Below are 21,469 nucleotides of genomic sequence, written 5' to 3' on the forward strand. Positions count from 1 at the left end.
GGTCAGATGTCCCGAAAGATGACGGGTGCGAGAATGATTGTCGAAGCTCTGCGCGATCAGGGTGTCGACACCGTATTCGGCTATCCGGGCGGGGCGGTGCTACCTATTTATGACGAGCTGTTCCAGCAAAATGACATCCAGCATATTCTGGTCCGCCATGAACAGGGCGCGGTTCATATGGCCGAAGGTTATGCACGTTCGACCGGAAAGCCCGGCGTCGTGCTGGTGACTTCCGGCCCCGGCGCCACGAATGCCGTGACCGGCATGACCGATGCGCTGCTGGATTCGATCCCGCTGGTTGTCCTGTCCGGTCAGGTCCCGACTTTCCTGGTCGGCACCGACGGCTTTCAGGAAGCTGACACAGTCGGCATCACGCGGCCCTGCACCAAGCATAACTGGCTGGTCAAGGACACGTCGAAACTGTCGGCCACGATCCATCAGGCGTTCAATGTTGCAACCTCTGGCCGTCCGGGGCCGGTGCTGGTCGACATTCCGAAGGACGTCCAGTTCGCCGAGGCCGAATATGTCGGGCCGAAGCAGGTCGATACCACGAATTACCAACCGCGCCGAAAAGGCGATCCCGACGCCATCACGCGTCTGGTGGAGCTGATGGAACAGGCTGAGCGCCCGATCTTCTACACCGGCGGCGGCGTTATCAATTCCGGAGCCGGCGCAAGCCAGCTTCTGCGTGAGATCGTTGACGCGACCGGCTTTCCCGTCACCTCGACGCTGATGGGCCTCGGTGCCTATCCGGCTTCGGGGCGGAACTGGCTGGGCATGTTGGGCATGCATGGCATGTACGAAGCCAACCTCGCGATGCATGGCTGCGATCTGATGATCGCCGTCGGCGCTCGTTTCGACGACCGGATCACCGGGCGCGTTGCCGATTTCAGCCCGGATTCGATCAAGGCGCAGATCGACATAGATCCTTCCAGCATCAACAAGATCGTGCATGTCGAGCTGCCTATTCAGGGCGATGTCGGCCACGTACTGGAAGACATGCTGAAGATATGGAAGTCTCGCGGCCGCAAGACCAACAGCGAAGCCGTCCGCAAGTGGTGGTCACAGATCGAGCAGTGGCGCGAGGTAAAATGCCTCGCCTACACGAATTCGGACACGATCATCAAACCGCAGCATGCGCTGGAACGTCTGGAAGCATTGACCAAGGGCCGCGACCGCTACATCGCGACCGAGGTTGGCCAGCATCAGATGTGGGCCGCGCAGTTCCTGCATTTCGAAGATCCGAACCGCTGGATGACGTCGGGCGGGCTTGGGACGATGGGCTACGGGCTGCCGGCATCAGTCGGGGTGCAGGTCGCCCATCCGGATGCGCTCGTTATCAACGTCGCAGGCGATGCGAGCTGGCTGATGAACATGCAGGAAATGGGCACCGCGGTGCAGTTCCGTGCGCCGGTCAAGCAGTTCATCCTGAACAACGAGCGTCTCGGCATGGTCCGTCAATGGCAGCAATTGCTGCACGGAGAGCGATACAGCCAAAGCTGGTCGGACAGCCTGCCCGATTTCGTCAAGCTGGCCGAGGCGTTTGGCTGCAAGGGGCGTCAGGTGAGCGACCCGGCAGAGCTCGACGACGCGATTCAGGAGATGATCGACTATGACGGCCCGTTCATCCTGGACGTGCTGGTCGAGAAGCACGAAAACTGCTTCCCGATGATCCCGTCCGGCAAGCCGCATAACGAGATGCTGCTTTCGCCCGAAGCAGAGGCATTCACCGGCGGCGGCGCACTGGTTTAAGGAAGGCGATCATGGCACTGAATATCAAGCAAGGCTCCACAAGCCATTCCGCCTATGACCTGCGCGACCCGAACGCGCAGATCGAGGAGCGCCACACGCTCGCCGTTCTGGTCGAGAACGAGCCGGGCGTTCTGGCCCGCGTCATCGGTCTGTTCTCGGGTCGCGGTTACAATATCGACAGCCTGACCGTCGCAGAGACCGATCACGAAGGGCATCGCTCGCGGATCACGATCGTCACGCGCGGCACGCCATCAGTGATCGTTCAGATCAAGGCGCAGCTGGGACGGATCGTCCCGGTTCACGAGGTCCACGACCTGACCACAGAAGGCCCGAGCGTTGAGCGCGAGCTGGGTCTGTTCAAGGTGTCCGGCACTGGCGATCATCGTGTCGAAGCCCTGCGCATCGCAGAAATCTTCCGCGCAAATGTCGTGGATTCAACGCTTAAGAGCTTTGTCTTCGAAATTACCGGAACACCGGAAAAGCTGGACGCATTCGCTGAATTGATGCGGCCGCTTGGTCTCAGCGATCAGGCGAGAACGGGCGTGGCGGCACTTGCAAGGGGCGCGTGACGCGCCCCACGCTGCCAGAACGACGCGATCAGCGGATCGCGACCGGCGACAGGAAATCCGGAACTTCGTTGTCATTTTCGCGCGGCTCGTCGCACGCAGGCTGGGAATTGCCGCTTGATACAATGTGCAAGTGTGACGCGGGACGATTGGTGTGTCCCAGCAGCGCTGCAGGAAGCTGCGGGCAGACCTTGGGCGCGATGATGCTGACGGAACGGGCGTGACGCAGATTGCCGATGGTTTCGCATTCAAGACGCAGAAGATCGCCCGGCACCGGCCAATCAATCTCCTCCATCAAACCTTCGCGGCCGCGAAGATAGGCCAGCGGCCCCTGATCTTCACACCAGATGACAGCCTTGCTTGTCGCTTCGCTGCTCCAGATAACCACTCCGATCATTCCTGCCCTCCCAACGGTGCATCGCTCAACCCTGATGCACCTTATGTGCTCGCCATAGAAATAGCAGCCTGAACGGCATCTAGATAGTTGGATAAATGCATTTTCATGATGGTTCCGTCAAATAACGTTACGTCATAAGCCGGTTTGAAGACGGCAAAAGGGGTTGCTGAGCATCTTTGACATAGTATTGAGGTTTTTCAACACCTTGCAAAACAGTTCTGCCAAACTGCGGCCAACCCTCGCAGGAAGCCTCTCGCGTGACTTCTGATCGAGCGCCGACAGAGGCATACGTCAGGGTAGCAAAACTGACGTATTCTACAGATTAATCAGATACTTACCTGGTCCTTCCAGCACGAACATCCGCGACAGCCCGCTGAACCTGCGCCATCCGCGATGCGCGAGCCGGATGAGAGCCGAGAATCCGATCGCCGGGATCGGGCATGCGGCGGAAGAACTCTGCACCATTGACCGGATCATAGCCCGCATTCATCGTGATGATCGCCCCAAGATAGTCGGCCTGTAGTTCCCAGTCCTTGGAATAGACGCGTGATCCCACACTTGCCCCCATCTGCTGAACGCTGCTGATCGTGCTTGCATCGGCACCGGCCGCAGCCGCCAGTCCGCCCAGAATCACCGCGCCAGCCGTTGCAGAGGTCGATTTCCGCGCCAGGTGGTTCAGGATGTGGTGGCTCGCCTCGTGTCCGACAACGAAAGCCAGCTCATCCGCATTCTGCGCCGCCGCGATCAGGGACACGGTGAAGCCGATGATCGGCCGCCCCTGCCCGTCCAGCGTCTGGAAGGCATTCGGCTCCAGATCAAGGCGGTCGTCGACCACGAACTGATAGTCGCAGTTGATATTGGTTGTGCGCCGCGCGGCGCATTCCCGCTCGACCGCTGGTTCCATCCTGCGAATGACGCTGATGAAATTGCGCGCCGCCTGCTGTGGCGACTGCGGTGTCGTGCGGGACGGGCGAACGACCGTCGCCTCGGCAGTCCTTTGGGTTGGCGCGGGAAGTTCGGGCGTGTCACTGACCACGACGGGCGTACATGCGGACAGCACCAGCGCAGAGATCATGGACAGGGCGAACGGGCGAATTTTTATGGGCGACATGATGACTCTCTGCTGATGCCCGGCCAGAATAGACAAGCCCCCCTTGCGAGGCAAACGACTTCGGGTCACGCTGAAGAAAGACATAAAGCGGGGCCACCATGTTCACCATCGAGCACGATTTCGACGCAACCGTCATCACACTTATCGACGAGCCGGAAACGGCGCCGTTGCAAGGCGACGTGGTGATTACTGCATTCGATGACCGTGTCGTCGTCCGGCAAGATGAACCCGACACCGACCGCTATAGCGAGATCACCCTAAGCTCGCGTCAACTGGCAGAGCTGCGTGCCGCGCTGAACCTTCCCGAGGGCGGCTATCGGCTGGACCGACCGAAATAGCGTCATCCGACCAGAAAGGACTTGTCGCGCGCTGTCTCTCCGCGAACACATGTCAGCTGCGACTTGGGAACACCGATGGCCTTCGCCAGCAGCGCGATAACCGCCGCAGTCGCCTTGCCGTTTTCGGGAACGGCCGTGACATGGACGCGGATCGCGCCTTTGTCGTCGGTGAAAATCCGGTCGGCCGACGCACCCGGCGTGACCCGCACATCAAATCGCGTGCCCGGCTCGGCCAGTTCGGCAAGATCAATCAGCTTTCTGCGCATGGCTCGTTCAACGTCGGCAGGACGCGAAGGTCAAGCCTTGGCTGGACCGCGTCGCTCGACTACATGATCCGGTAGAAGGAGATTTCGATGAACCATTCGAACCCGAAAGCGCTGGATTTCCTGCGAACCCGCCGGTCACATCCGCCATCGACGCTGCGCGCCCCAGGACCGGACGCGGCTGCGCTGGAGGATCTGCTTACGATCGCCGCACGCACGCCCGATCACGGAAAACTGGAACCGTGGCGCTTCATCGTGCTGCGCGACGATTCGCTTGATCGGCTTGCCCCGCTGGTCGAGGCGGCGTCGGCCGCGGCGGGCAATCCCGCAGAGAAGGCCGCGAAACATGGAAGCTCCTTCCGCGTCCCGGTGGTCGTCGCGGTGGTATTCGCGCCGGTCGAAAGCGCGAATATCCCGGAATGGGAGCAGTTCCTGTCAGCAGGGGCCGTCTGTCTGGGTCTTGTGAACGCCTCGCTTGCCGCGGGCTTCGGCGCAAGCTGGCTGAGCGGTGTCGCCAGCGAACCGTCATTCGCGCAACAGCATCTGGGAATCGCGCCGAACGAACGGATCGCGGGATTTATCCATATCGGCTCTCGCGGTGAAGCCACCCCGCCAGAGCGTCCGCGCCCCGATATCGCCGCAAAGACCTCTTACCCCGCATGACCGCGACGCGCGCTTTGCTGCTTGGCTGGGCCGATCTGTTGCGCCCCCGGATCTTCGGTCTGGTGCTGATGGGTGTCGTGCTGACGATCGGCCTTTTCGTCATGCTGCAGATTGTTATTTTCTGGGCAGTCAGGCTTTTGGCGCCCGGCAGCATAACCCTGCCCGTCTGGGGCGAGATCACGCTTGGCCCGGCGCTTAGCTGGGGAAGCCTGGCGCTGTTTCCGATCATGGGCTTTTTCCTTATGGCACCCGTTGCTGCTGCCTTCTCAGGCCTGTTTTCGGATCGCGTTGCCGAACGGGTCGAGGCGATTCATTATCCGCATCGGCGCGGATCAGAGCCCGATTTCTGGGACGGCCTTCTCGAATCGCTGCCGGTCATGGGCGCGGTGCTGCTGGTCGGGCTTGTCAGTCTGCTGTTGACCCCGTTTATCGGTCCTCTGGCGCCGGTCCTGTTTTACGGGGCGAATGGCTGGCTGCTGGGGCGCGAGTTCTTCCAGATGGCGGCACGGCGGCACCTTTCGCAGCCCGATGCGACAAATCTGCGTCGGTCACGCTCGTTCGCAGCTACGTCGCTTGGCGTGATGATCGCGTTCGGGCTGACGGTTCCGTTGCTGAATATCGCCGTGCCAGTGCTGGCGGCGGCAGGCTTCACGCATCTTTACCACCTCGTCACCGGACGAGCTGGTCGAGCTGCATGATATCTTCGCGCGTGATGATCCCGCCAAGGATGACATAGGCGCAGCCTGCCCAAAGCACTGCCGAGATCACGCTGGCCCAGAACATCTTCTGCTTCAGCCGTGGATTGGCCGGCGCGCCGGATGGTGTTCCCGGCACGACCTCTCCGGCCTCTTCCTGACTGATCTGGCCAATCGGCAGCAGCACAAAAAGGGTCAGAAACCAAAGGACCGCATAAAGGACGATACCGCCGGTCAGATTCATCGCCACCCTCCTGCTGCTGGCATATTGTGGCCCGCGCCAGACGCGCGCCGTGGTCGCCTGTGCGCGTTTTACGCGCCCGGCGCGATAAATCCAAGGCTGTCCCGGCGACGTTAACCCACCCTTAGGTATTTCGGGCCTAGCGTGGGCTATCAGGTGATTCCATTAGGGGATGGAAGAATGCAAACCGAACAAAATTCTCTGGCTGCGGCCGCACCGCTCTGGCGCGCTCAGCTTCCCGGACGTCCGCTCTCGGGTTTGACGGTGCTGATGGTCGAAGACTCGCGCTTCGCGTCAGAGGCGATGCGCCTTCTGTGCCTGCGCTCTGGTGCCCGGATCAGACGGGCGGACAGTCTGCGCACGGCCATGCGGCATCTGCAAACCTACCGGCCAAGCGTCGTGATCGTGGATATGGGCCTGCCAGATGGCAGCGGCGCGGAGCTTATCGCGCAGATCGCCACGGTCGGCACCGGCGCGCCGGTCACAATCGGCATCTCGGGCGATCCCGAAACCGAAGGCGAAGCAATTGATGCCGGTGCCGCAGGTTTTCTGACTAAACCGATTGAAAGCCTTGCAGTATTTCAACAGGCTGTGCTGTCGGCGTTGCCTGCCGATGTGTTGCCGCGCGGCTTGCGTGTCCTGCCGGACGACATCATCACCCCGGACAAAAGCGCGCTGCGCGACGACCTCGCGCATGTTGCCGAAATCCTTGCCGGGACAAGTGATGCGTCTGCGATCGACTATGTCGCGCGTTTCCTGACCGGGGTGGCACGCTCCGCGCATGATCTTCCGCTGGCAGAAGCGGCCGCAGCGCTGGCGCAGGATCATGGGGCCGGGCGCGGCGTGGCGATTGATCTGGCGCGCATCAGCGGCCTCGTCCATGAACGGCTTGCTGCGACTGGCTCTGCCTGAGCTGCGGCTTGCACAGCCCGTGGCGGCAGGCTCCACCGCCGCGGGCTGCGTATCAGCTGGACACCGCTGCGTCACCAAGGGCGATGCCGGGTTCAGGGCAGGCGAACAAGCGCGCTCAGCATCTTCTCCGCGCGCAAGACGACGGGTGCCGTCAGACTGGACAAGCTTGTTATCTGTCGATCACCGTCGAAATTCTGCGGTAAAAGCCAGGTGTCATATGCGGTCGAGAGTTCGGCCCAGTCATCTGCAGTCATTGCAAACCATGCGGTATCGCGGCTTCGGCCCTTGACGATCATATGATCGCGAAACATGCCTTCGAAGGCGAAGCCGTATCGACGCGCGGCGCGACGAGACGGCGCGTTCAGCGCGTTGCATTTCCATTCGACCCTGCGATAACCCGCGCCGAAAGCCCAAGCGATCATCGCCATCAGCCCCTCGGATGCCGCGCGGCTGCGCTGTGCAGCCGGTGCGATTACGACATTGCCGATTTCCAACACCCCATTCGCTGCGTCGATCCGCATGAATGATGCATAGCCGAGCGTGTCGCCTGTATCTGCCGCTTGCATGACATAGAAGACGACATCCGACAGCGACGCGGCCTCCATCGCAACACGCATAGCCGCGGCATCGGCGAAAGGCCCGTTGCTCATATAATCCCAAAGCGCCGCGTCGTCGCGCGTGACCTCGAATACCGGGGCGGCGTGATGAGCCGGGTCCAACCGTTCAAGGCGAACATACCGGCCGTCTATCGCATCGGGTCCGGGCGGCGATGGCGGTTGCCAATTCTCGACCACAGGGCCGATGGGGCGGCGATCATTCGCGTCGGTCATGTCCGGCCCCTGCGATCTCGTGGCGCGCTAGATGCCCGCCCGAGCAGCGGGTCGGGCATCCAGCATTTCTGCGTGTTGGACCCGGTCACTCTTTCGGCAACGCACGCAGGCGCAGCTCGCGCATCTGTTCGTTCGTCGGTTCGCTTGGGGCGCCCATCATCAGATCCTCGGCGCGCTGGTTCATCGGGAACATGATGACCTCGCGGATGTTCTGTTCATCCGCCAGCAGCATCACGATCCGGTCGATGCCCGCCGCGCAGCCGCCGTGAGGCGGCGCGCCATAGCGGAAGGCCTTGACCATACCGCCGAAACGCTTTTCGACCTCGGTCGCGGGATAGCCGGCCAGTTCAAACGCCTTGAACATGATTTCCGGCTTGTGGTTGCGGATCGCCCCACTGATCAGCTCGTAGCCGTTGCAGGCCAGATCGTATTGATAGCCCTTCACCGCCAGCGGGTCGCCAGACAGCGCATCCATCCCGCCCTGCGGCATCGAGAACGGGTTGTGCGAGAAGTCGATCTTGCCCTCATCGGTCTTCTCGTACATCGGGAAGTCGACGATCCAGGCGAATTTGAACTGGTTCTCGTCGGTCAGACCCAGCTCGCGCCCGATCTCGTTGCGGGCGCGACCGGCGACGGCCTCGAATGTCTCGGGCTTGCCGCCAAGGAAGAAGGCCGCGTCGCCCTCGCCCAGACCAAGCTGCTGGCGGATCGCCTCGGTGCGTTCGGGGCCGATATTCTTTGCGATGGGGCCTGCGGCTTCGGTTGAACCGTCATCGGCCTTCCGCCAGAAAATGTACCCCATCCCCGGCAGGCCTTCCTTCTGTGCAAACGCGTTCATGCGGTCGGCGAATTTGCGGCTGCCGCCGGTGGGCGCGGGGATGGCGCGGATTTCGGTCCCGTCCTGTTCCAGCAGCTTGGCGAAGATCGCGAAGCCCGAGCCGCGGAAGTGGTCGCTGACCACCTGCATCTCGATCGGGTTGCGCAGGTCAGGCTTGTCACTGCCGTATTTCTGCATCGATTCCGCATAGGGAATGCGCGGCCAGTCGGCATCGACCGGGCGGCCGCCGCCGAATTCCTCGAACAGGCCCTGAATGACCGGCTGGATGGCGTTGAAGACATCTTCCTGATCGACAAAAGACATCTCGACGTCGAGCTGATAGAAATCCGTGGGCGAGCGGTCGGCGCGCGGGTCTTCGTCGCGGAAGCAGGGCGCGATCTGGAAATAGCGGTCGAAGCCCGCGACCATGATCAGCTGCTTGAACTGCTGGGGCGCCTGCGGGAGCGCATAGAATTTCCCGGGATGAAGGCGCGACGGCACCAGAAAGTCGCGTGCGCCTTCGGGGCTGCTTGCCGTGATGATCGGGGTCTGGAATTCGGTGAAGCCGCTGTCCCACATCCGGTTGCGCAGGGACCGCACGACCTTCGACCGCAGCATGATGTTGTTGTGCAGCGATTCACGCCGAAGGTCGAGGAAGCGGTAGGCAAGGCGCGTTTCTTCGGGATAGTCCTGATCGCCGAAGACCGGCAGCGGCAGTTCTTCGGCGGGGCCGAGAACCTCGATTTCGGTCGCATAAACCTCGATCTCGCCGGTCGGCAGCTTCGGGTTCACCAGCGAGGCGTCGCGCAGCTTTACGCGGCCATCGACGCGGATGACGGTTTCCGCCCTCAGCTTCTCCATCGCCGCAAAGGCGGGCGAGTCGCTGTCGGCCAGCACCTGCGTCATGCCGTAATGATCGCGCAAATCGACGAACAGCACGCCCCCGTGGTCACGGACGCGGTGAACCCAGCCCGACAGACGGACCTCTTCCCCGGCATTCTTGGCGTTCAGATCGGCGCAGGTATGGCTGCGATAGGCGTGCATGGCGGACCTCTTTCGTTCAGCACCCGCATGAACAGCCACGGCGGCGGGAAGTCAAGGCGATGCTGGCCGGGAAGCGATCAGAACGGGCGCTGAACCGCGCCGGAATAGAAATAGACGCCCATGCCGACCGCGAACAGGATGTTTCCGGCGATGGCGTGCAGGAACCATGCGTAGGGAAAGCCGCGACGAAGGTAGCCCACGGCGAAGGCCAACCCGCCAGCAAAGGTGAAGATGGCGACGATCCAGCTCCAATACATCAGATGCGCAAGACTGAAGATCGCGGCATTGGCCAGCACGGCCTGTTTGGGGCCGCTGAACAGGCGTCCGAAGCGGTGAAAGAACAGGACGCGGAAGATCAGCTCCTGCGGCAGGGCAGACAGGATCGGGTAAAAGACCCAGATCACCAGCATGAAGCGCCAGTTCGTGCGCAGGAAGCGGAACATCGCCTCTGGCGCGGTCAGATACAGCACCACCACAGAGGCCGCGAAGGTGATCGCCGCAAATGCCGCGATCATGCGCCAGTCGAATGGCCCCCAGCCCCGGAAAAGCTCTCGCCAGTTGAAGTTGCCGGTGTACCAGAGCAGCGCCAGCCCGGCGAGCGAGAAGAAGGCCAGCGATTCAAACAGCAGGCTGGGCGGCATGAACACGGCGATTGCCACAGGAACTGCGACGAACAGCGTCACGAATTCGGCAATCAGGCGCCCCCGGCCCTGCTGACCGGGTGCCGCCCATGTAAAGCGTTGTGTCAGCGCACCAGGCGACGATTCAGCCATGTGCGCCAATCGCTTACACTGCCGGCAAAGGCGTTCAGGTCGACGTTGCCACGGATGCCTGGAACGCTGCCGGTGCCGGTATATTGCCAGAACGTCCACCGCTGCCCCGGATAGACCTGGCGCGGATGCCCCGCGACCGAGCGCAGCCAGAACTCGGCGTTCAGACGTCCGATCCCGGTATCCCGGTAGAAATCGACAGTGGTATAGATGATCGGGCGTTGCCCGTAGTGCCGTTCAAGGATGGCGATGAAGTTCGATGCCTCGCGAAGGATTTCAGCGGAACCCGGACGGCGCGGGCAGGTTCGCGAGTGGGTCCATTCGATGTCCAGCACCGGCGGCAGCGAGCCTGCTTCGCGGGGGACGTTGCGGATGAACCAAGCGGCCTGTTCAGCACCCGAGCGACAGAAGTAGTAATAGTGATAGGCGCCGCGCGGGATGCGGGCGTTGCCTGCCTCGCGCCAGTAGCGCTGGAATTCCGGGTCGCTGTGATCTGCACCCTCGGTCGCTTTCAGGAAGGCAAAGCTGACGCCGGATGTGCGCGCACGGTTCCAGTCAATCTGGCCCTGCCAGCGCGAGATGTCGATGCCGTGGACCGCGTGATTGTAGGGGTGGCCGCCGACCCATTCATGCGGCGCGTTGTCTCCCAGTTGCGGGACAGAGCCGCCGACCCATCCGCCCCCGCCACTCGGGACGACGACGGAGCGTTGGCCACCGCCACATGCTGCGAGCAGCATCAGGGCAAAAGCCGAAAGAATGGTGACAATGCGCGACATGGTGCCCCTCGATAAGCCTGTTTTCCGACTTATCGCAGCGCGGAATCACAAAGTCACCAGTGCAGGCCGCTCACGAAATCGTCAGCTTGGCGCGGTGTTGCGCGCATGGCAGCATATCGCTGTCACTGCGCCGGGGCAGTCTCGCCCTGTTCACCTGTCGACTCGGCAGCCGTGCCGGTGCTCGGATCGGCGGTTGTGACGGTCGGTTCGTCGGTCACGGCTTCGGGTTCGGACGCGCCGAAGACAAGCCATGCGACCACCACGGCGACGATGGCCACCGCAATCGCAATCAGCGCGGGCGAATGACGTCGGGCCTGCTTTTCGACGGGTTGTTCCGGGGGATGGGCCATTGCGCAAACTCCTTGCTTTATGCAGACCCAACCATGCCCGGCAATTCAGGTTCCGAAGGTCAATTCCGGTCCGGCACGAGCTTGCCGGGATTGAGGATATTATTCGGATCAAGCGTCGCCTTGATCGCGCCCATCACCGCCCAGGCTTCGCCGTGCTGTTCCTCCATCAGGGCGCGCTTGCCGATCCCGATGCCATGTTCGCCCGATACGGTCCCACCGACCGCAATGGCGCGCCTGGCCATGGCGTTCGCGACCTCTTTCGCGCGGGCGAGTTCCTGTTCGTTGCCCGGTTCGATCAGCAGAAGCGTGTGGAAATTACCGTCGCCGACATGGCCGACGATATCGCCAAGGATACCCGCGTCCGCCATATCCCGCGCGGCCGCGGAAACCGCGCCGGGCAGTTCCGACATCGGCACGCAGACATCGGTCACGACTCCGGTCGCGCCGGGCCTGAGCTTCAGCGTGGCCCAGTAAGACGCATGCCGCGCCTCCCAGAGCTTGCGGCGATCCTCGGGCGAGGCCGCCCATTGAAAGCCCTCGCCGCCGCATTCGCCGGCAATGTCACCGAATGCCTCGGCATTTGCGCGCACCCCTTCGGGCGAGCCGTTGAATTCGATCATGAGATGGGGCTTTTCCGGATAATCGGTGCCGGAATGCAGGTTCACGGCGCGCATGGCAATCGGGTCCATGAATTCGATCCGGGCCATGGGAATGCCGATCTGCATGGTCATCGCAACGCAATTCACCGCATCCTCCAGCGTCGGGAAAGCGCAGACTGCCGCTGCGACGTCCTCGGGCTGGCCATGAAGGCGAAGCGTCAGTTCAGTGATGATCCCGAGCGTCCCCTCGGAGCCGACGATCAGTGCATTCAGATCATATCCCGCACTTGATTTCGCGGCGCGCGTGCCCGTCCGAATGATTGTGCCGTCGGCCAGCACGACCTCCATCGCGAGGACGGCATCGCGCATCGTTCCATAGCGCACCGCCATTGTCCCCGACGCTCTGGTCGCAGCCATGCCACCAAGCGAGGCATTCGCACCGGGATCAATCGGAAAGAAAAGACCGGTGGCACGCAGGTCGGTGTTCAGCGCCTCGCGCGTAAGCCCCGGCTGCACGACCGCCAGCATATCTTCGGGGCGGATATCCAGAATGCGGTCCATTCGCAGCATGTCCAGCACAAGTCCCCCATGCGTGGCCAGCGAATGCCCCTCAAGCGAGGTGCCTGTGCCCCAGCCGATGACCGGGCACCGATGCCTGTTGCAGATAGCAAGAATCCGGCTGACCTCCTCGGTCGTTTCTGGCCATGCAACTGCGTCGGGCGGCGGCGCGCGGTGCCACGTTTCGGACTGGCCATGCTGATCGCGGTCGGCATCTTTCTGTGACAGGCGATCCCCAATGATCGCACGAATCTCGTCAAATGCCTGCTGATGGTTGACCATGGGTTCCCCCTTTTGCTTGATGCCAACATGGCCCAATCCGAACCGCCCCGAAAGCCCCAGAACAACGCCGCTGCCGGTCACTGGCTGACGGCCGGGTTCGGACAGACGCGCCGTCAGGTGGCCGAGGGGTTGCGCATCATGCGCCACAAGGGACCAAGCCAGATACAGTTCTGGCTGCTGGCGCTGCTGATCGGGATTGGCGCAGGTCTGGCGGCACTGGGCTTCCGGTTGGGCATCACCGTGCTGCTTCGGACATTTTACGGCATCGACGACGAATCGCTGACCAATGATGCCGCCCGCCTGCCCTGGTGGTGGCTGGTTCTGGTGCCAACGGTCGGCGGGCTTGTCGTCGGGCTGATCCTTGACCGTTTCACTGCGGCCGGGCGCGCCGCAACCGTCGCGGATGTCATCGAGGACGCCGCACTCGAAGGCGGTCGCGTCAACATGCGCGAAGGCTTCGCCTCGGCCGCGGCATCGCTTCTGACCCTCGGGATGGGCGGCTCTTCGGGTCGAGAGGGGCCGGTCGTTCATTTCGCCGGCGTGATCTCGACATGGTTCGCGACCCGCATCAGCGCCAGCCCGATGGCCGGGCGGGAACTTCTGGGCTGCGCCGTCGCGGGCGCGGTCGCCGCCAGCTTCAACGCACCCATCGCCGGCGCATTGTTCGCGCATGAGGTTATTCTGCGCCATTTCGCCGCCCACGCATTTGCCCCCATCGCAATCGCTGCCGTGGCCGGCGCAGTCATCAACCGGCAGGCCTTCGGCGGCGCAACCGAGTTCGCATTGCCCGGAGAGCCGGGTCTGAGCTTTTATGTCGAGCTTCCTGCCTTCATGCTGCTTGGCATTGTATGCGCCCTTGTTGCTGCGGCGCTTGTCTGGGCGGTGCTGCGCGCGGATGCGACCGGGAACGCGCTGTTTCAACGAACCGGATGGCCGCGCTGGCTGCGTCCGACCCTGGCGGGTGCGCTGCTGGGACTGCTGGCCATTCCCTTTCCGCATATCATCGGCGTCGGTTACCAGACGACATTCGCAGCACTTCGCGGTGCGTTCGGCCTTCAGGAGGTGCTGATCTTCGCCGTCGTCAAAGTGCTGGCGGTGTCGCTGACGCTTGGCGGGCGCATGGGCGGGGGCATCTTCTCGCCCGCGCTGGTGCTGGGTGCGCTGACCGGACTTGCCTTCGGGATGATCGCGACCTCGATGGCGCCAACCATGTCGGGCAGCACCACAATCTACGCCATGGCGGGCATGGGCGCGGTCGCAGCCGCCGTCCTCGGCGCGCCGATCTCGACCGCGCTGATCGTCTTTGAAATGACCGGCGACTTTCAAACCGGCATCGCGGTCATGACCGCAGTGTCGCTGTCATCTGCGCTGGCATCGCGAATCCTGCACCGATCCTTCTTCCTGACCCAGCTTGAACTGCGCGGCGTTCACGTGGCCGAAGGTCCGCAGGTCTGGTTGCCGCAGAAGATGCGCATCAACTCGTTGATGCGCGCACCGGATGCTGAAAACGCCCCTGCCCCCGATCTGGTGCGCAACCTTGCCCTGTCAGGGCGCGCGCTTGTTGACGGGGCGCGGCTGGGATTGGCGCTTTCGGAATTCGAACGCACCGGCGCGGCGTTCCTGCCGGTGATCCGCCCGCCCGCCCCACGCGATCCCGCTGCCATTGGCCCGCCCTCGCCGCCAGAGGTCATCGGCACGCTGTATCATGTCGATGCGCTGCGCGCGCTCAATCAGGCGCTTGCCGCGACTGCGGCCGAAGAACACGGCTAGGCGGCGACGAGGCGGCCCTGTTCAAGCCGGACCGTGCGGTCCATCCGCGCCGCGAGGTCAAGGTTATGTGTCGCGATCAGCGCCGAAAGCCCGGTTTCGCGCACCAGGCTCATCAGCATCGCGAAGACCTTGTCCGATGTCTCCGGGTCCAGATTTCCCGTCGGCTCATCGGCCAGAAGCAGGGCCGGCTGGTTGGCAAGCGCCCGGCAGAAGGCCACCCGCTGCTGTTCGCCGCCCGAAAGCTCGGCCGGGCGGTGCCCTGCGCGATCCTTCAGGCCCACACGCTCCAGCAGCTCGGCTGCGCGGGCGGCTGCGCGCTTTTCCGGGACGGCATTGGCCAGTTGCGGAAGGATGATATTCTCGGCGGCGCTGAATTCCGGCAGCAGGTGGTGGAACTGATAGACAAAGCCAAGATCGCGGCGGCGTGCGATGGTGCGGACCATGTCGCGTTGGCCGGTCAGATCGGCGCCGTTCAGCGTGACAGACCCGGAATCCGGCGTATCCAGAAGCCCGGCAATATGCAGAAGGGTCGATTTCCCGGCACCAGACGGCGCGACAAGCGCCACCACCTCTCCGCGCCCGACCGCCAGATCGAGCCCGCGCAGCACGTCGATCTGGCCCGGCTCGCCACGGTTATATGTCTTTTCGATCCCGGTCAGGGCGAGAACATCACTCATACCGCAGCGCCTCCACAGGGTTCATGCGTGCCGCGCGGCGGGCCGGAAAGATGGTGACGATGAAGCTCAGCGCCAGCGACAGCCCGACCGCCTTGGCGATATCGACGCCGCGCAGCTTGGCTGGCAGTTCGTAGATCCCGCGCACCGAGGGGTCCCATGCACCACCGCCGGAAATCATGTTCACCGCGCTCATGATATGGTCGACATTCAGCGCGAATATCACGCCAATCACGACGCCCGCGATCGTTCCGATGATCCCCGTGAAGGCCCCACAAAGGAAGAAGACCCGCAAGACTGCGCCTTCAGTCAGCCCCATGGTGCGCAGGATGCCGATATCGCGTCCCTTGTTCTTCACCAGCATGATAAGGCCAGAGGTGATATTCATGGTCGCGATCAGCACGAGAACCGAGAGGATGACGAACATCACATCATCCTCGATATCCAGCGCCCGCAGAAAGCTGCCGGAGCTGTCTTTCCATGTCCAGACCTGCGCACCATCGCCTGCCGCCTGCATCAGCGGCAGTGACCAGTCGGCAATGTTTTCCGGATCATCGACATACACCTCGATCTCATCCGCGACGCCTTCGCGATTGAAATAGGACTGCGCCTCGGCAAGGGGCATATAGATGCGGGTGCGGTCGATGTCGTAGCGACCGGCGCTGAAGATATAGACAACCTCATAGGCATTGACGCGGGGGGTCGTGCCGAAGGCGGTCTGCGCGCCTTCGGGTGCGATCAGCCTGACACGGTCGCCGATACCGACGCCAAGTTCGCGCGCGATCCCCGATCCGATGGCGATGCCACGGTCGAAATCGCCAATCGTGCCGATCGAGGTTTCGGGGTCAGCGATACGGGGAATTCTTGCGAAATCTTTGTCGGTTACGCCAAATATCTCTGCCACGTTGGCGCGGTCGTCCGCCGTCGCCATGACCTGCCCTTTCACGACCGGTGCCGTGCGGATCACGCCCGGCACCGCCGCGAGGCGCTTGGCCATACCGGCGTAATCCGCGATGGTGCCGGGCTGGGTATAGACCTCTCCCGTCAGCTCGTTCGTGAAGCTGGAAGGCGACATATAGACGGTTGTATGGGCGTTCGCACCAAGGATGGTATCCACGAACTCGGCCCGAAACCCAGAGCGGACGGCGAGCGTGGCGATCAGCGCGGCGACACCAAGGGCAATGCCGATCAGGCTGATCCAGGTCATCGTCGAGACGCCGCCTTCCGCCTTGCGCGCGCGCAGATAGCGCCATGCGATGAGGAATTCGTAGCGCGAGAAGGGGCTGGGGTTCGTTGCGGGCTCTGCCATATCCGGTCCTTTGGCTCGGGCGGGAACCTGATCGGAAAGAGGACAAAGCGCAAGCCGACAATGGCGTGATCGCCGCATCACAGGCTTGCACCACGCGCAGACAGCCCGTAGCCGCCCGAACACCCGCACCACCCACGCCACCCGCACGCGGGCTTGCCGCTGCGCGGGGCCTCTGCCATGAAGTCCGGCATGGCAAAACCAGTTACCACCTTCACCTGTCAGGAATGCGGCGCGACCCACAAGAAATGGGCGGGGCGCTGCGATGCCTGTGGCGCGTGGAACACCATCGTCGAAGAAGCGCCCCTGTCGCAGGGTCCGGGGCGCGGACTTGGGGCGGCGAAGGGCAAGACGGTACCGTTAAGCGCTCTGTCCACCCACGAGCCGCCGCCGCCACGCGCGGAAAGCGGCATGACCGAATTCGACCGGGTTCTGGGCGGAGGTCTGGTGCCGGGATCGGCGATTCTGGTGGGCGGCGATCCGGGCATCGGGAAATCGACGCTGCTGCTGCAGGCCGCCGCCGCCTTCGCCAACCGGGGGCAGCAGGCGATCTATATCTCTGGCGAGGAAGCCAGCGCGCAGGTCCGTATGCGGGCGCAGCGGCTGGGGCTGGCGGAAGCGCCGGTCAGGCTGGGGGCGGAAACCGCCTTGCGCGACATTCTGACGACGCTGGATGCCGAACGGCCCGACATCGCCATCATCGATTCGATCCAGACCCTGTGGTCCGACACGGTCGAGGCCGCGCCGGGCAGCGTCAGTCAGGTGCGCGCATCCGCGCATGAGCTTGTCACCTTTGCCAAGAAGCGTGGCGTGGCCGTGGTGATCGTGGGCCACGTCACCAAGGAGGGCCAGATTGCCGGTCCGCGCGTCGTCGAACACATGGTCGATACGGTGCTGTATTTCGAAGGTGAGCGCGGGCATCAGTTCCGCATTCTGCGCGCGGTGAAAAACCGCTTTGGCCCCGCCGACGAAATCGGCGTCTTCGAGATGACCGGCGGCGGGCTGGCAGAGGTCGCGAACCCGTCAGCGCTGTTTCTGTCGGAACGCGGCCAGCCTTCGCCCGGCAGTGCGGTTTTCGCCGGCATCGAAGGCACGCGGCCCGTACTGACGGAAATTCAGGCGCTTGTCGCCCCATCGACACTGGCAAGCCCGCGCCGCACGGTCGTCGGACTGGACAGCGGCCGGGTCAGCACCATCCTTGCCGTGCTGGAAGCACGCTGCGGCATTCCCTTTGCGGGTCTTGATGTTTTCCTGAATGTCGCGGGCGGGATGCGGGTGCAGGAACCCGCCGCAGACCTTGCAATTGCGGCCGCTTTGTTAAGCGCACGCGAGGACAGCGCCCTGCCCGCCGACTGTGTCACTTTTGGCGAAATCAGCCTTTCCGGCGCGTTGCGTCCGGTCGCGCAGGCGGAAAACAGGTTGAAAGAGGCACAAAAACTTGGTTTTTCACATGCGATCATCCCGGCCTCATCGAAAATCGAGGGCTCAAGGGACATGCGGCTGGACCGGATCGCCGACCTGACAAGCTTTGTCGGAGAGGTTTTCGGGGCCGGCTAGAACAGGGACAGTGCGGCCATTTGCCGCAAAAAAGGTAGGCAAATGGACGGCTTCACCCTTATCGACGGCATTGTTGCGGCCGTTATTATCCTTTCGGCCATTCTGGCCTATGCGCGCGGCTTCGTGCGCGAATCACTGGCCATTCTGGGCTGGATCGGCGCGGCCGTGCTGGCCTTCCTGTTTGCGGCAACGGTGCGCCCGATGATCGCGCAGGTCCCGGTGCTGGACGATTTCCTTGGCGAAAGCTGCGAGTTGGCGACCATCGCCGCCTTCGCGGTTGTCTTTGCGCTGGCGCTGGTGCTGTTTTCGATCATCACCCCGCTGTTTTCGTCGGTCGTGCAACGCTCGGCGCTTGGCGGCGTCGATCAGGGCATGGGCTTCCTGTTCGGGGTCGCGCGCGGCATCCTTCTGGTTGCGATCGCCTTCATCGTTTACGACCGCGTCATGGCCTCGACCCCGGTGGCGATGGTGGACAATTCGCGTTCCGTGAAGGTGTTCCAGCGCATGACCGGGCGGCTTGATTCCGAAATTCCGCAGGATGCGCCGGGCTGGATCACCAATCGCTACAACCAACTCGTATCGGGCTGCGCGGGCGAGCCTGTCACCACGCCGGAAGCCGCGCCAACCGAAGCGGCGCCTGCCGAGGGCACGACCACCGCGCCCGCGAACTGAGCGCATCTTGCTGTGTTATGACAATTTTGCGTCACGCCCCGGCTTGCAGGGCGTGACTTTTGGTGCGTCAGCCCCTATCTAGGGCGCAACCCGTCCCGCGACCCCCAAAAGCCAGGTGAGCGTCATGCAACCCTTCCTCGCGCATCCTTTCGACGATGACCGGCTGCACGAGGAATGCGGCGTATTTGGCGTCACGGGCGTCGCCGAGGCGGCGAATTTCGTGGCACTTGGCCTGCATGCCCTGCAGCATCGCGGGCAGGAAGCCGGCGGGATCATCAGCCACGATGCGGAACGCGGCTTCAACAGCGCGCATCGCTTTGGTTATGTCCGTGACAATTTCACGAAGCAGTCGCTGATGGAAACGCTGCCCGGCCCGCTGGCCATCGGGCATGTGCGCTATTCGACGGCAGGCGCCAAGGCCGCGCATATCCGCGACGTGCAGCCCTTCTTCGGTGAATTCAGCATGGGCGGCTGCGCGGTTGCCCATAACGGAAATATCACCAATGCCGACGCGCTGCGCCGCGAGCTGATCGAGCGGGGGTCCATCTTCCAGTCGGGCAGCGATTCGGAATGCATCATCCACCTGATGGCGCGGTCCATCCAGCGCAACATTCCCGAACGCATGAAGGATGCGCTGCGCCGCGTCGAAGGCGCGTTCAGCGTCATCGCCATGACCCGCACCAAGCTGATCGGCGTGCGCGACCCGTTGGGCGTGCGACCGCTGGTCATCGGCAAGCTGGGCGATGACGCCTATGCGCTGTCGTCGGAAACCTGCGGGCTGGATATCATCGGGGCGGAATTCCTGCGCGAGGTCGAGCCGGGCGAGATGGTGGTGATTTCCAAGGGGCAGATCGAAAGCTCTCGTCCTTTCCATCCGACACCGTCGCGCTTCTGCATCTTTGAACATGTCTATTTCAGCCGCCCCGATTCGATCATCGGCGGGCGGTCTGTCTATGAAACGCGCCGCCAGATCGGGGTCGAACTGGCCCGCGAAGCCCCGGTCGAGGCCGATCTGGTCTGCCCGGTTCCTGACAGCGGCACGCCTGCGGCCATCGGTTATGCGCAGGAATCGGGCATCCCTTACGGCATGGGGATCATCCGCAACCAGTATATGGGCCGAACCTTCATCGAACCGACCGACCAGATCCGCAACATGGGTGTCCGGCTGAAGCTTAACGTCAACCGCTCGCTGATCGCGGGCAAGCGGGTGGTGCTGGTCGATGACAGCGTGGTGCGCGGCACCACCAGCCGCAAGATCAAGGACATGATCCTGGATGCCGGTGCCAAGGAGGTGCATTTCCGCATTGCCTCGCCACCCACGGCCTGGCCCTGCTTCTATGGCGTCGACACACCCGACCGCGACAAGCTGCTGGCGGCCAATATGACGCCCGAGGAGATGCGCGAATGGATCGGCGTGGACAGCCTGTCCTTCGTCTCGCTTGACGGGCTTTACCGCGCCGCGGGCGAGGCAAAGGGCCGGGACAAGTCCTGCCCGCAATATTGCGACGCCTGCTTCTCGGGCGATTATCCGGTCGCGCCCTTCGACCAATTGGAGCGCGGTTTCCAGATGAAGGACGGGTCGGAAACGGCCCATCCGCATGCCGCCGAATAGGCGGCGCCAGTCTTAGTGAAACGCAGGAATACGGGAGGCTGATCCGGCGACCGATCAGCCTTTTTCGCTGGCTTCGGCGTTGCTGGACGTGCCGGCCTTTTCCTCGGCGCGCTCGGCAAGGGACTCGGCGCGGGCGGCGAGTTCGGCCATCGCGTCCTGCACCTCGGACGCGACCATGCCGCTTGCGGCATTGCGGGTGCGCGCTAGCTCGCGTTCGGCAACCAAGGCGCGGTCTTCCATCGTGTTGAAGCGATCCGCCAGCATCAGCCCGGCCAGCAGAAGAAGGCGCGGCTCTGGCATGCGGCCGGCCTGTTCGGTGATTTTCTCTGCTTCTTCATCCAGAAGGGCGGCGGCGCGACGCAGCAGCCGTTCCTCGCCGTCCTGGGCCTGCAGGGAATATTCCTTGTGGCCGATCGTGAAGGTGACATCCATGCTCAGCCCTCGCTGTTGTCGAACGCGACCACTTCGCCCGGCGCGGGCGAGACATTTTCGGCATAAGGCGCATCTGACGACAAGGGCGCGCGCGCAATCAGCGATTCGAGTTCGTCCATGATTTCGTCAAGCGCGGCAACTTCGGCCGCGCGCTCGGCCTTCAGGGCCTCGATCTCGGCCTTGAGATCGGCGTCAGCGGTGGTCGATCCGCCCGCCCCATCCTGCGCTGCCAGTCGCGCCTCGGCCTCGGCAAGTTGCTGTTTCAGTTGCGCGTTTTCGGCGCTTAGCTGTGCCAGCGCATCCGCGTCGCCGGCTGCGGAGGCCGCAGCGTCGCCGGTGCTGCGGTCAAGGGCGCGATCGATGCGGCTGAGCGCCGCGTTCAGACGCTTTTCGCTGTCCGCAAAACTTGTCATTGGTCGTCCCGACAAAAAAACATGACGAATCTTGTGACACTACTCTGTCCAAAAAACAAGGACAGGCGG

24 protein-coding genes are annotated in these 21,469 nt (G+C 63.1%); 10 read left to right on the forward strand and 14 right to left on the reverse strand.

What is annotated here, in order from left to right; all coding sequences use genetic code 11:
* Positions 1-6: 6 nt before the first annotated feature.
* Together FQV27_RS08770 and ilvN are read left to right on the forward strand one after the other, a co-directional pair.
* The gene (locus FQV27_RS08770; RefSeq protein ID WP_147097623.1) at positions 7-1,752 is read left to right on the forward strand and encodes an acetolactate synthase 3 large subunit; all 1,746 of its coding nucleotides are present in this window, start codon (positions 7-9) and stop codon (positions 1,750-1,752) included.
* A gap of 8 nt (positions 1,753-1,760) precedes the next feature.
* On the forward strand, positions 1,761-2,321 hold the full coding sequence (gene ilvN / locus FQV27_RS08775) for an acetolactate synthase small subunit (protein WP_147097626.1): 561 nt from the start codon (positions 1,761-1,763) through the stop codon (positions 2,319-2,321).
* Between the two features lie 28 nt (positions 2,322-2,349).
* On the opposite strand, the gene FQV27_RS08780 is transcribed toward ilvN, so the two are convergent.
* Positions 2,350-2,715: a hypothetical protein gene (locus FQV27_RS08780; RefSeq protein WP_147097628.1), complete on the reverse strand. Its 366-nt coding sequence runs from the start codon at positions 2,713-2,715 to the stop codon at positions 2,350-2,352.
* 334 nt (positions 2,716-3,049) lie between these two features.
* On the reverse strand, positions 3,050-3,826 hold the full coding sequence (locus FQV27_RS08785; protein WP_246133053.1) for a M48 family metalloprotease: 777 nt from the start codon (positions 3,824-3,826) through the stop codon (positions 3,050-3,052).
* 98 nt (positions 3,827-3,924) lie between these two features.
* Here FQV27_RS08785 and FQV27_RS08790 point away from each other — a divergent pair, with 98 nt between their 5' ends.
* The gene (locus FQV27_RS08790) at positions 3,925-4,164 is read left to right on the forward strand and encodes a hypothetical protein (RefSeq protein WP_147097630.1); all 240 of its coding nucleotides are present in this window, start codon (positions 3,925-3,927) and stop codon (positions 4,162-4,164) included.
* Positions 4,165-4,166: 2 nt separating this feature from the next.
* Here FQV27_RS08790 and FQV27_RS08795 read toward each other — a convergent pair whose 3' ends face one another.
* Positions 4,167-4,430 carry a DUF167 domain-containing protein gene (locus FQV27_RS08795; RefSeq protein ID WP_147097631.1) on the reverse strand — a complete coding sequence of 88 codons (264 nt, stop codon included), beginning with the start codon at positions 4,428-4,430 and terminating at the stop codon, positions 4,167-4,169.
* A gap of 87 nt (positions 4,431-4,517) precedes the next feature.
* On the opposite strand from FQV27_RS08795, the gene FQV27_RS08800 reads away from it, so the two are divergent.
* Both FQV27_RS08800 and FQV27_RS08805 read left to right on the forward strand, forming a co-directional pair.
* On the forward strand, positions 4,518-5,090 hold the full coding sequence (locus FQV27_RS08800; protein WP_147097633.1) for a nitroreductase family protein: 573 nt from the start codon (positions 4,518-4,520) through the stop codon (positions 5,088-5,090).
* Positions 5,087-5,788, forward strand: a complete 702-nt coding sequence (locus FQV27_RS08805) for an EI24 domain-containing protein (protein WP_147097635.1) — start codon at positions 5,087-5,089, stop codon at positions 5,786-5,788. Before FQV27_RS08800 ends, FQV27_RS08805 begins: the two co-directional genes overlap by 4 nt.
* Here the strand turns inward: FQV27_RS08805 and FQV27_RS08810 are convergent.
* Complete coding sequence (locus FQV27_RS08810) at positions 5,760-6,029, reverse strand: DUF1467 family protein (RefSeq protein ID WP_147097637.1); 270 nt, start codon at positions 6,027-6,029, stop codon at positions 5,760-5,762. The two genes, FQV27_RS08805 and FQV27_RS08810, sit on opposite strands and share 29 nt — an antisense overlap.
* A 177-nt stretch (positions 6,030-6,206) precedes the next feature.
* Here FQV27_RS08810 and FQV27_RS08815 point away from each other — a divergent pair, with 177 nt between their 5' ends.
* A complete protein-coding gene (locus FQV27_RS08815) occupies positions 6,207-6,938 on the forward strand; it encodes a response regulator (RefSeq protein WP_147097639.1) in 732 nt (243 codons plus the stop codon).
* 92 nt (positions 6,939-7,030) lie between these two features.
* Here the strand turns inward: FQV27_RS08815 and FQV27_RS08820 are convergent, their stop codons facing one another.
* The 6 genes from FQV27_RS08820 to FQV27_RS08845 all read right to left on the reverse strand — a co-directional run bounded on the left by FQV27_RS08820 (position 7,031) and on the right by FQV27_RS08845 (position 12,964).
* On the reverse strand, positions 7,031-7,768 hold the full coding sequence (locus FQV27_RS08820) for a GNAT family N-acetyltransferase (RefSeq protein ID WP_147097641.1): 738 nt from the start codon (positions 7,766-7,768) through the stop codon (positions 7,031-7,033).
* Positions 7,769-7,853: 85 nt separating this feature from the next.
* Entirely contained in the window at positions 7,854-9,629 is a 1,776-nt protein-coding gene (aspS, locus tag FQV27_RS08825) for an aspartate--tRNA ligase (protein WP_147097643.1), read from the reverse strand.
* Between the two features lie 77 nt (positions 9,630-9,706).
* Positions 9,707-10,402, reverse strand: coding sequence for a CPBP family intramembrane glutamic endopeptidase (locus tag FQV27_RS08830; protein WP_186827268.1), 696 nt, complete (start codon positions 10,400-10,402; stop codon positions 9,707-9,709).
* Positions 10,375-11,175 (reverse strand): glycoside hydrolase family 25 protein, encoded by an 801-nt coding sequence (locus FQV27_RS08835; RefSeq protein WP_147097645.1) that lies wholly within the window; start codon positions 11,173-11,175, stop codon positions 10,375-10,377. Before FQV27_RS08835 ends, FQV27_RS08830 begins: the two co-directional genes overlap by 28 nt.
* 122 nt (positions 11,176-11,297) lie before the next feature.
* Entirely contained in the window at positions 11,298-11,525 is a 228-nt protein-coding gene (locus tag FQV27_RS08840) for a hypothetical protein (protein WP_147097647.1), read from the reverse strand.
* A 59-nt stretch (positions 11,526-11,584) separates the two neighbouring features.
* Positions 11,585-12,964, reverse strand: a complete 1,380-nt coding sequence (locus FQV27_RS08845; RefSeq protein WP_147097650.1) for an FAD-binding oxidoreductase — start codon at positions 12,962-12,964, stop codon at positions 11,585-11,587.
* Between the two features lie 27 nt (positions 12,965-12,991).
* Between FQV27_RS08845 and FQV27_RS08850 the strand changes: the two genes are divergently transcribed.
* The gene (locus tag FQV27_RS08850) at positions 12,992-14,734 is read left to right on the forward strand and encodes a chloride channel protein (protein ID WP_147097651.1); all 1,743 of its coding nucleotides are present in this window, start codon (positions 12,992-12,994) and stop codon (positions 14,732-14,734) included.
* Here the strand turns inward: FQV27_RS08850 and FQV27_RS08855 are convergent.
* Both FQV27_RS08855 and FQV27_RS08860 read right to left on the reverse strand, forming a co-directional pair.
* Complete coding sequence (locus tag FQV27_RS08855; protein ID WP_147097653.1) at positions 14,731-15,411, reverse strand: ABC transporter ATP-binding protein; 681 nt, start codon at positions 15,409-15,411, stop codon at positions 14,731-14,733. The genes FQV27_RS08850 and FQV27_RS08855 overlap by 4 nt on opposite strands.
* Positions 15,404-16,717 carry a lipoprotein-releasing ABC transporter permease subunit gene (locus tag FQV27_RS08860; protein WP_147097656.1) on the reverse strand — a complete coding sequence of 438 codons (1,314 nt, stop codon included), beginning with the start codon at positions 16,715-16,717 and terminating at the stop codon, positions 15,404-15,406. Before FQV27_RS08860 ends, FQV27_RS08855 begins: the two co-directional genes overlap by 8 nt.
* A 189-nt stretch (positions 16,718-16,906) precedes the next feature.
* Between FQV27_RS08860 and radA the strand changes: the two genes are divergently transcribed.
* The 3 genes from radA (at position 16,907) to purF (ending at position 20,555) form a co-directional block, all read left to right on the forward strand.
* Positions 16,907-18,271 carry a DNA repair protein RadA gene (radA, locus tag FQV27_RS08865; protein ID WP_147097658.1) on the forward strand — a complete coding sequence of 455 codons (1,365 nt, stop codon included), beginning with the start codon at positions 16,907-16,909 and terminating at the stop codon, positions 18,269-18,271.
* Positions 18,272-18,313: 42 nt separating this feature from the next.
* Positions 18,314-18,943, forward strand: coding sequence for a CvpA family protein (locus tag FQV27_RS08870; protein ID WP_147097660.1), 630 nt, complete (start codon positions 18,314-18,316; stop codon positions 18,941-18,943).
* Between the two features lie 124 nt (positions 18,944-19,067).
* Positions 19,068-20,555 carry an amidophosphoribosyltransferase gene (gene purF / locus FQV27_RS08875; protein WP_147097663.1) on the forward strand — a complete coding sequence of 496 codons (1,488 nt, stop codon included), beginning with the start codon at positions 19,068-19,070 and terminating at the stop codon, positions 20,553-20,555.
* A 54-nt stretch (positions 20,556-20,609) separates the two neighbouring features.
* On the opposite strand, the gene zapA is transcribed toward purF, so the two are convergent.
* Together zapA and FQV27_RS08885 are read right to left on the reverse strand one after the other, a co-directional pair.
* Complete coding sequence (zapA, locus tag FQV27_RS08880; RefSeq protein ID WP_147097665.1) at positions 20,610-20,987, reverse strand: cell division protein ZapA; 378 nt, start codon at positions 20,985-20,987, stop codon at positions 20,610-20,612.
* A 2-nt stretch (positions 20,988-20,989) separates the two neighbouring features.
* Positions 20,990-21,400 (reverse strand): hypothetical protein, encoded by a 411-nt coding sequence (locus FQV27_RS08885; protein ID WP_186827269.1) that lies wholly within the window; start codon positions 21,398-21,400, stop codon positions 20,990-20,992.
* Positions 21,401-21,469 lie beyond the last annotated feature (69 nt).

The sequence above is a fragment of the Paracoccus aurantiacus genome (assembly GCF_007993065.1).
GTDB lineage: Bacteria > Pseudomonadota > Alphaproteobacteria > Rhodobacterales > Rhodobacteraceae > Paracoccus > Paracoccus aurantiacus.

What these genes read in the sequence shown, in the direction of transcription:
- FQV27_RS08790 (WP_147097630.1), top strand. Translation starts at nt 3,925, where the DNA reads ATGTTCACCATCGAGCACGATTTCGACGCAACCGTCATCACACTTATC.
- FQV27_RS08780 (WP_147097628.1), bottom strand. Translation starts at nt 2,715, where the DNA reads ATGATCGGAGTGGTTATCTGGAGCAGCGAAGCGACAAGCAAGGCTGTC.
- FQV27_RS08805 (WP_147097635.1), top strand. Translation starts at nt 5,087, where the DNA reads ATGACCGCGACGCGCGCTTTGCTGCTTGGCTGGGCCGATCTGTTGCGC.
- FQV27_RS08870 (WP_147097660.1), top strand. Translation starts at nt 18,314, where the DNA reads ATGGACGGCTTCACCCTTATCGACGGCATTGTTGCGGCCGTTATTATC.
- purF (WP_147097663.1), top strand. Translation starts at nt 19,068, where the DNA reads ATGCAACCCTTCCTCGCGCATCCTTTCGACGATGACCGGCTGCACGAG.
- FQV27_RS08820 (WP_147097641.1), bottom strand. Translation starts at nt 7,768, where the DNA reads ATGACCGACGCGAATGATCGCCGCCCCATCGGCCCTGTGGTCGAGAAT.
- radA (WP_147097658.1), top strand. Translation starts at nt 16,907, where the DNA reads ATGGCAAAACCAGTTACCACCTTCACCTGTCAGGAATGCGGCGCGACC.
- zapA (WP_147097665.1), bottom strand. Translation starts at nt 20,987, where the DNA reads ATGGATGTCACCTTCACGATCGGCCACAAGGAATATTCCCTGCAGGCC.
- FQV27_RS08830 (WP_186827268.1), bottom strand. Translation starts at nt 10,402, where the DNA reads ATGGCTGAATCGTCGCCTGGTGCGCTGACACAACGCTTTACATGGGCG.
- FQV27_RS08860 (WP_147097656.1), bottom strand. Translation starts at nt 16,717, where the DNA reads ATGGCAGAGCCCGCAACGAACCCCAGCCCCTTCTCGCGCTACGAATTC.
- FQV27_RS08795 (WP_147097631.1), bottom strand. Translation starts at nt 4,430, where the DNA reads ATGCGCAGAAAGCTGATTGATCTTGCCGAACTGGCCGAGCCGGGCACG.
- FQV27_RS08840 (WP_147097647.1), bottom strand. Translation starts at nt 11,525, where the DNA reads ATGGCCCATCCCCCGGAACAACCCGTCGAAAAGCAGGCCCGACGTCAT.
- FQV27_RS08845 (WP_147097650.1), bottom strand. Translation starts at nt 12,964, where the DNA reads ATGGTCAACCATCAGCAGGCATTTGACGAGATTCGTGCGATCATTGGG.
- FQV27_RS08770 (WP_147097623.1), top strand. Translation starts at nt 7, where the DNA reads ATGTCCCGAAAGATGACGGGTGCGAGAATGATTGTCGAAGCTCTGCGC.
- FQV27_RS08800 (WP_147097633.1), top strand. Translation starts at nt 4,518, where the DNA reads ATGAACCATTCGAACCCGAAAGCGCTGGATTTCCTGCGAACCCGCCGG.
- FQV27_RS08815 (WP_147097639.1), top strand. Translation starts at nt 6,207, where the DNA reads ATGCAAACCGAACAAAATTCTCTGGCTGCGGCCGCACCGCTCTGGCGC.
- FQV27_RS08835 (WP_147097645.1), bottom strand. Translation starts at nt 11,175, where the DNA reads ATGTCGCGCATTGTCACCATTCTTTCGGCTTTTGCCCTGATGCTGCTC.
- aspS (WP_147097643.1), bottom strand. Translation starts at nt 9,629, where the DNA reads ATGCACGCCTATCGCAGCCATACCTGCGCCGATCTGAACGCCAAGAAT.
- FQV27_RS08855 (WP_147097653.1), bottom strand. Translation starts at nt 15,411, where the DNA reads ATGAGTGATGTTCTCGCCCTGACCGGGATCGAAAAGACATATAACCGT.
- FQV27_RS08850 (WP_147097651.1), top strand. Translation starts at nt 12,992, where the DNA reads ATGGCCCAATCCGAACCGCCCCGAAAGCCCCAGAACAACGCCGCTGCC.
- FQV27_RS08785 (WP_246133053.1), bottom strand. Translation starts at nt 3,826, where the DNA reads ATGTCGCCCATAAAAATTCGCCCGTTCGCCCTGTCCATGATCTCTGCG.
- FQV27_RS08810 (WP_147097637.1), bottom strand. Translation starts at nt 6,029, where the DNA reads ATGAATCTGACCGGCGGTATCGTCCTTTATGCGGTCCTTTGGTTTCTG.
- FQV27_RS08885 (WP_186827269.1), bottom strand. Translation starts at nt 21,400, where the DNA reads ATGACAAGTTTTGCGGACAGCGAAAAGCGTCTGAACGCGGCGCTCAGC.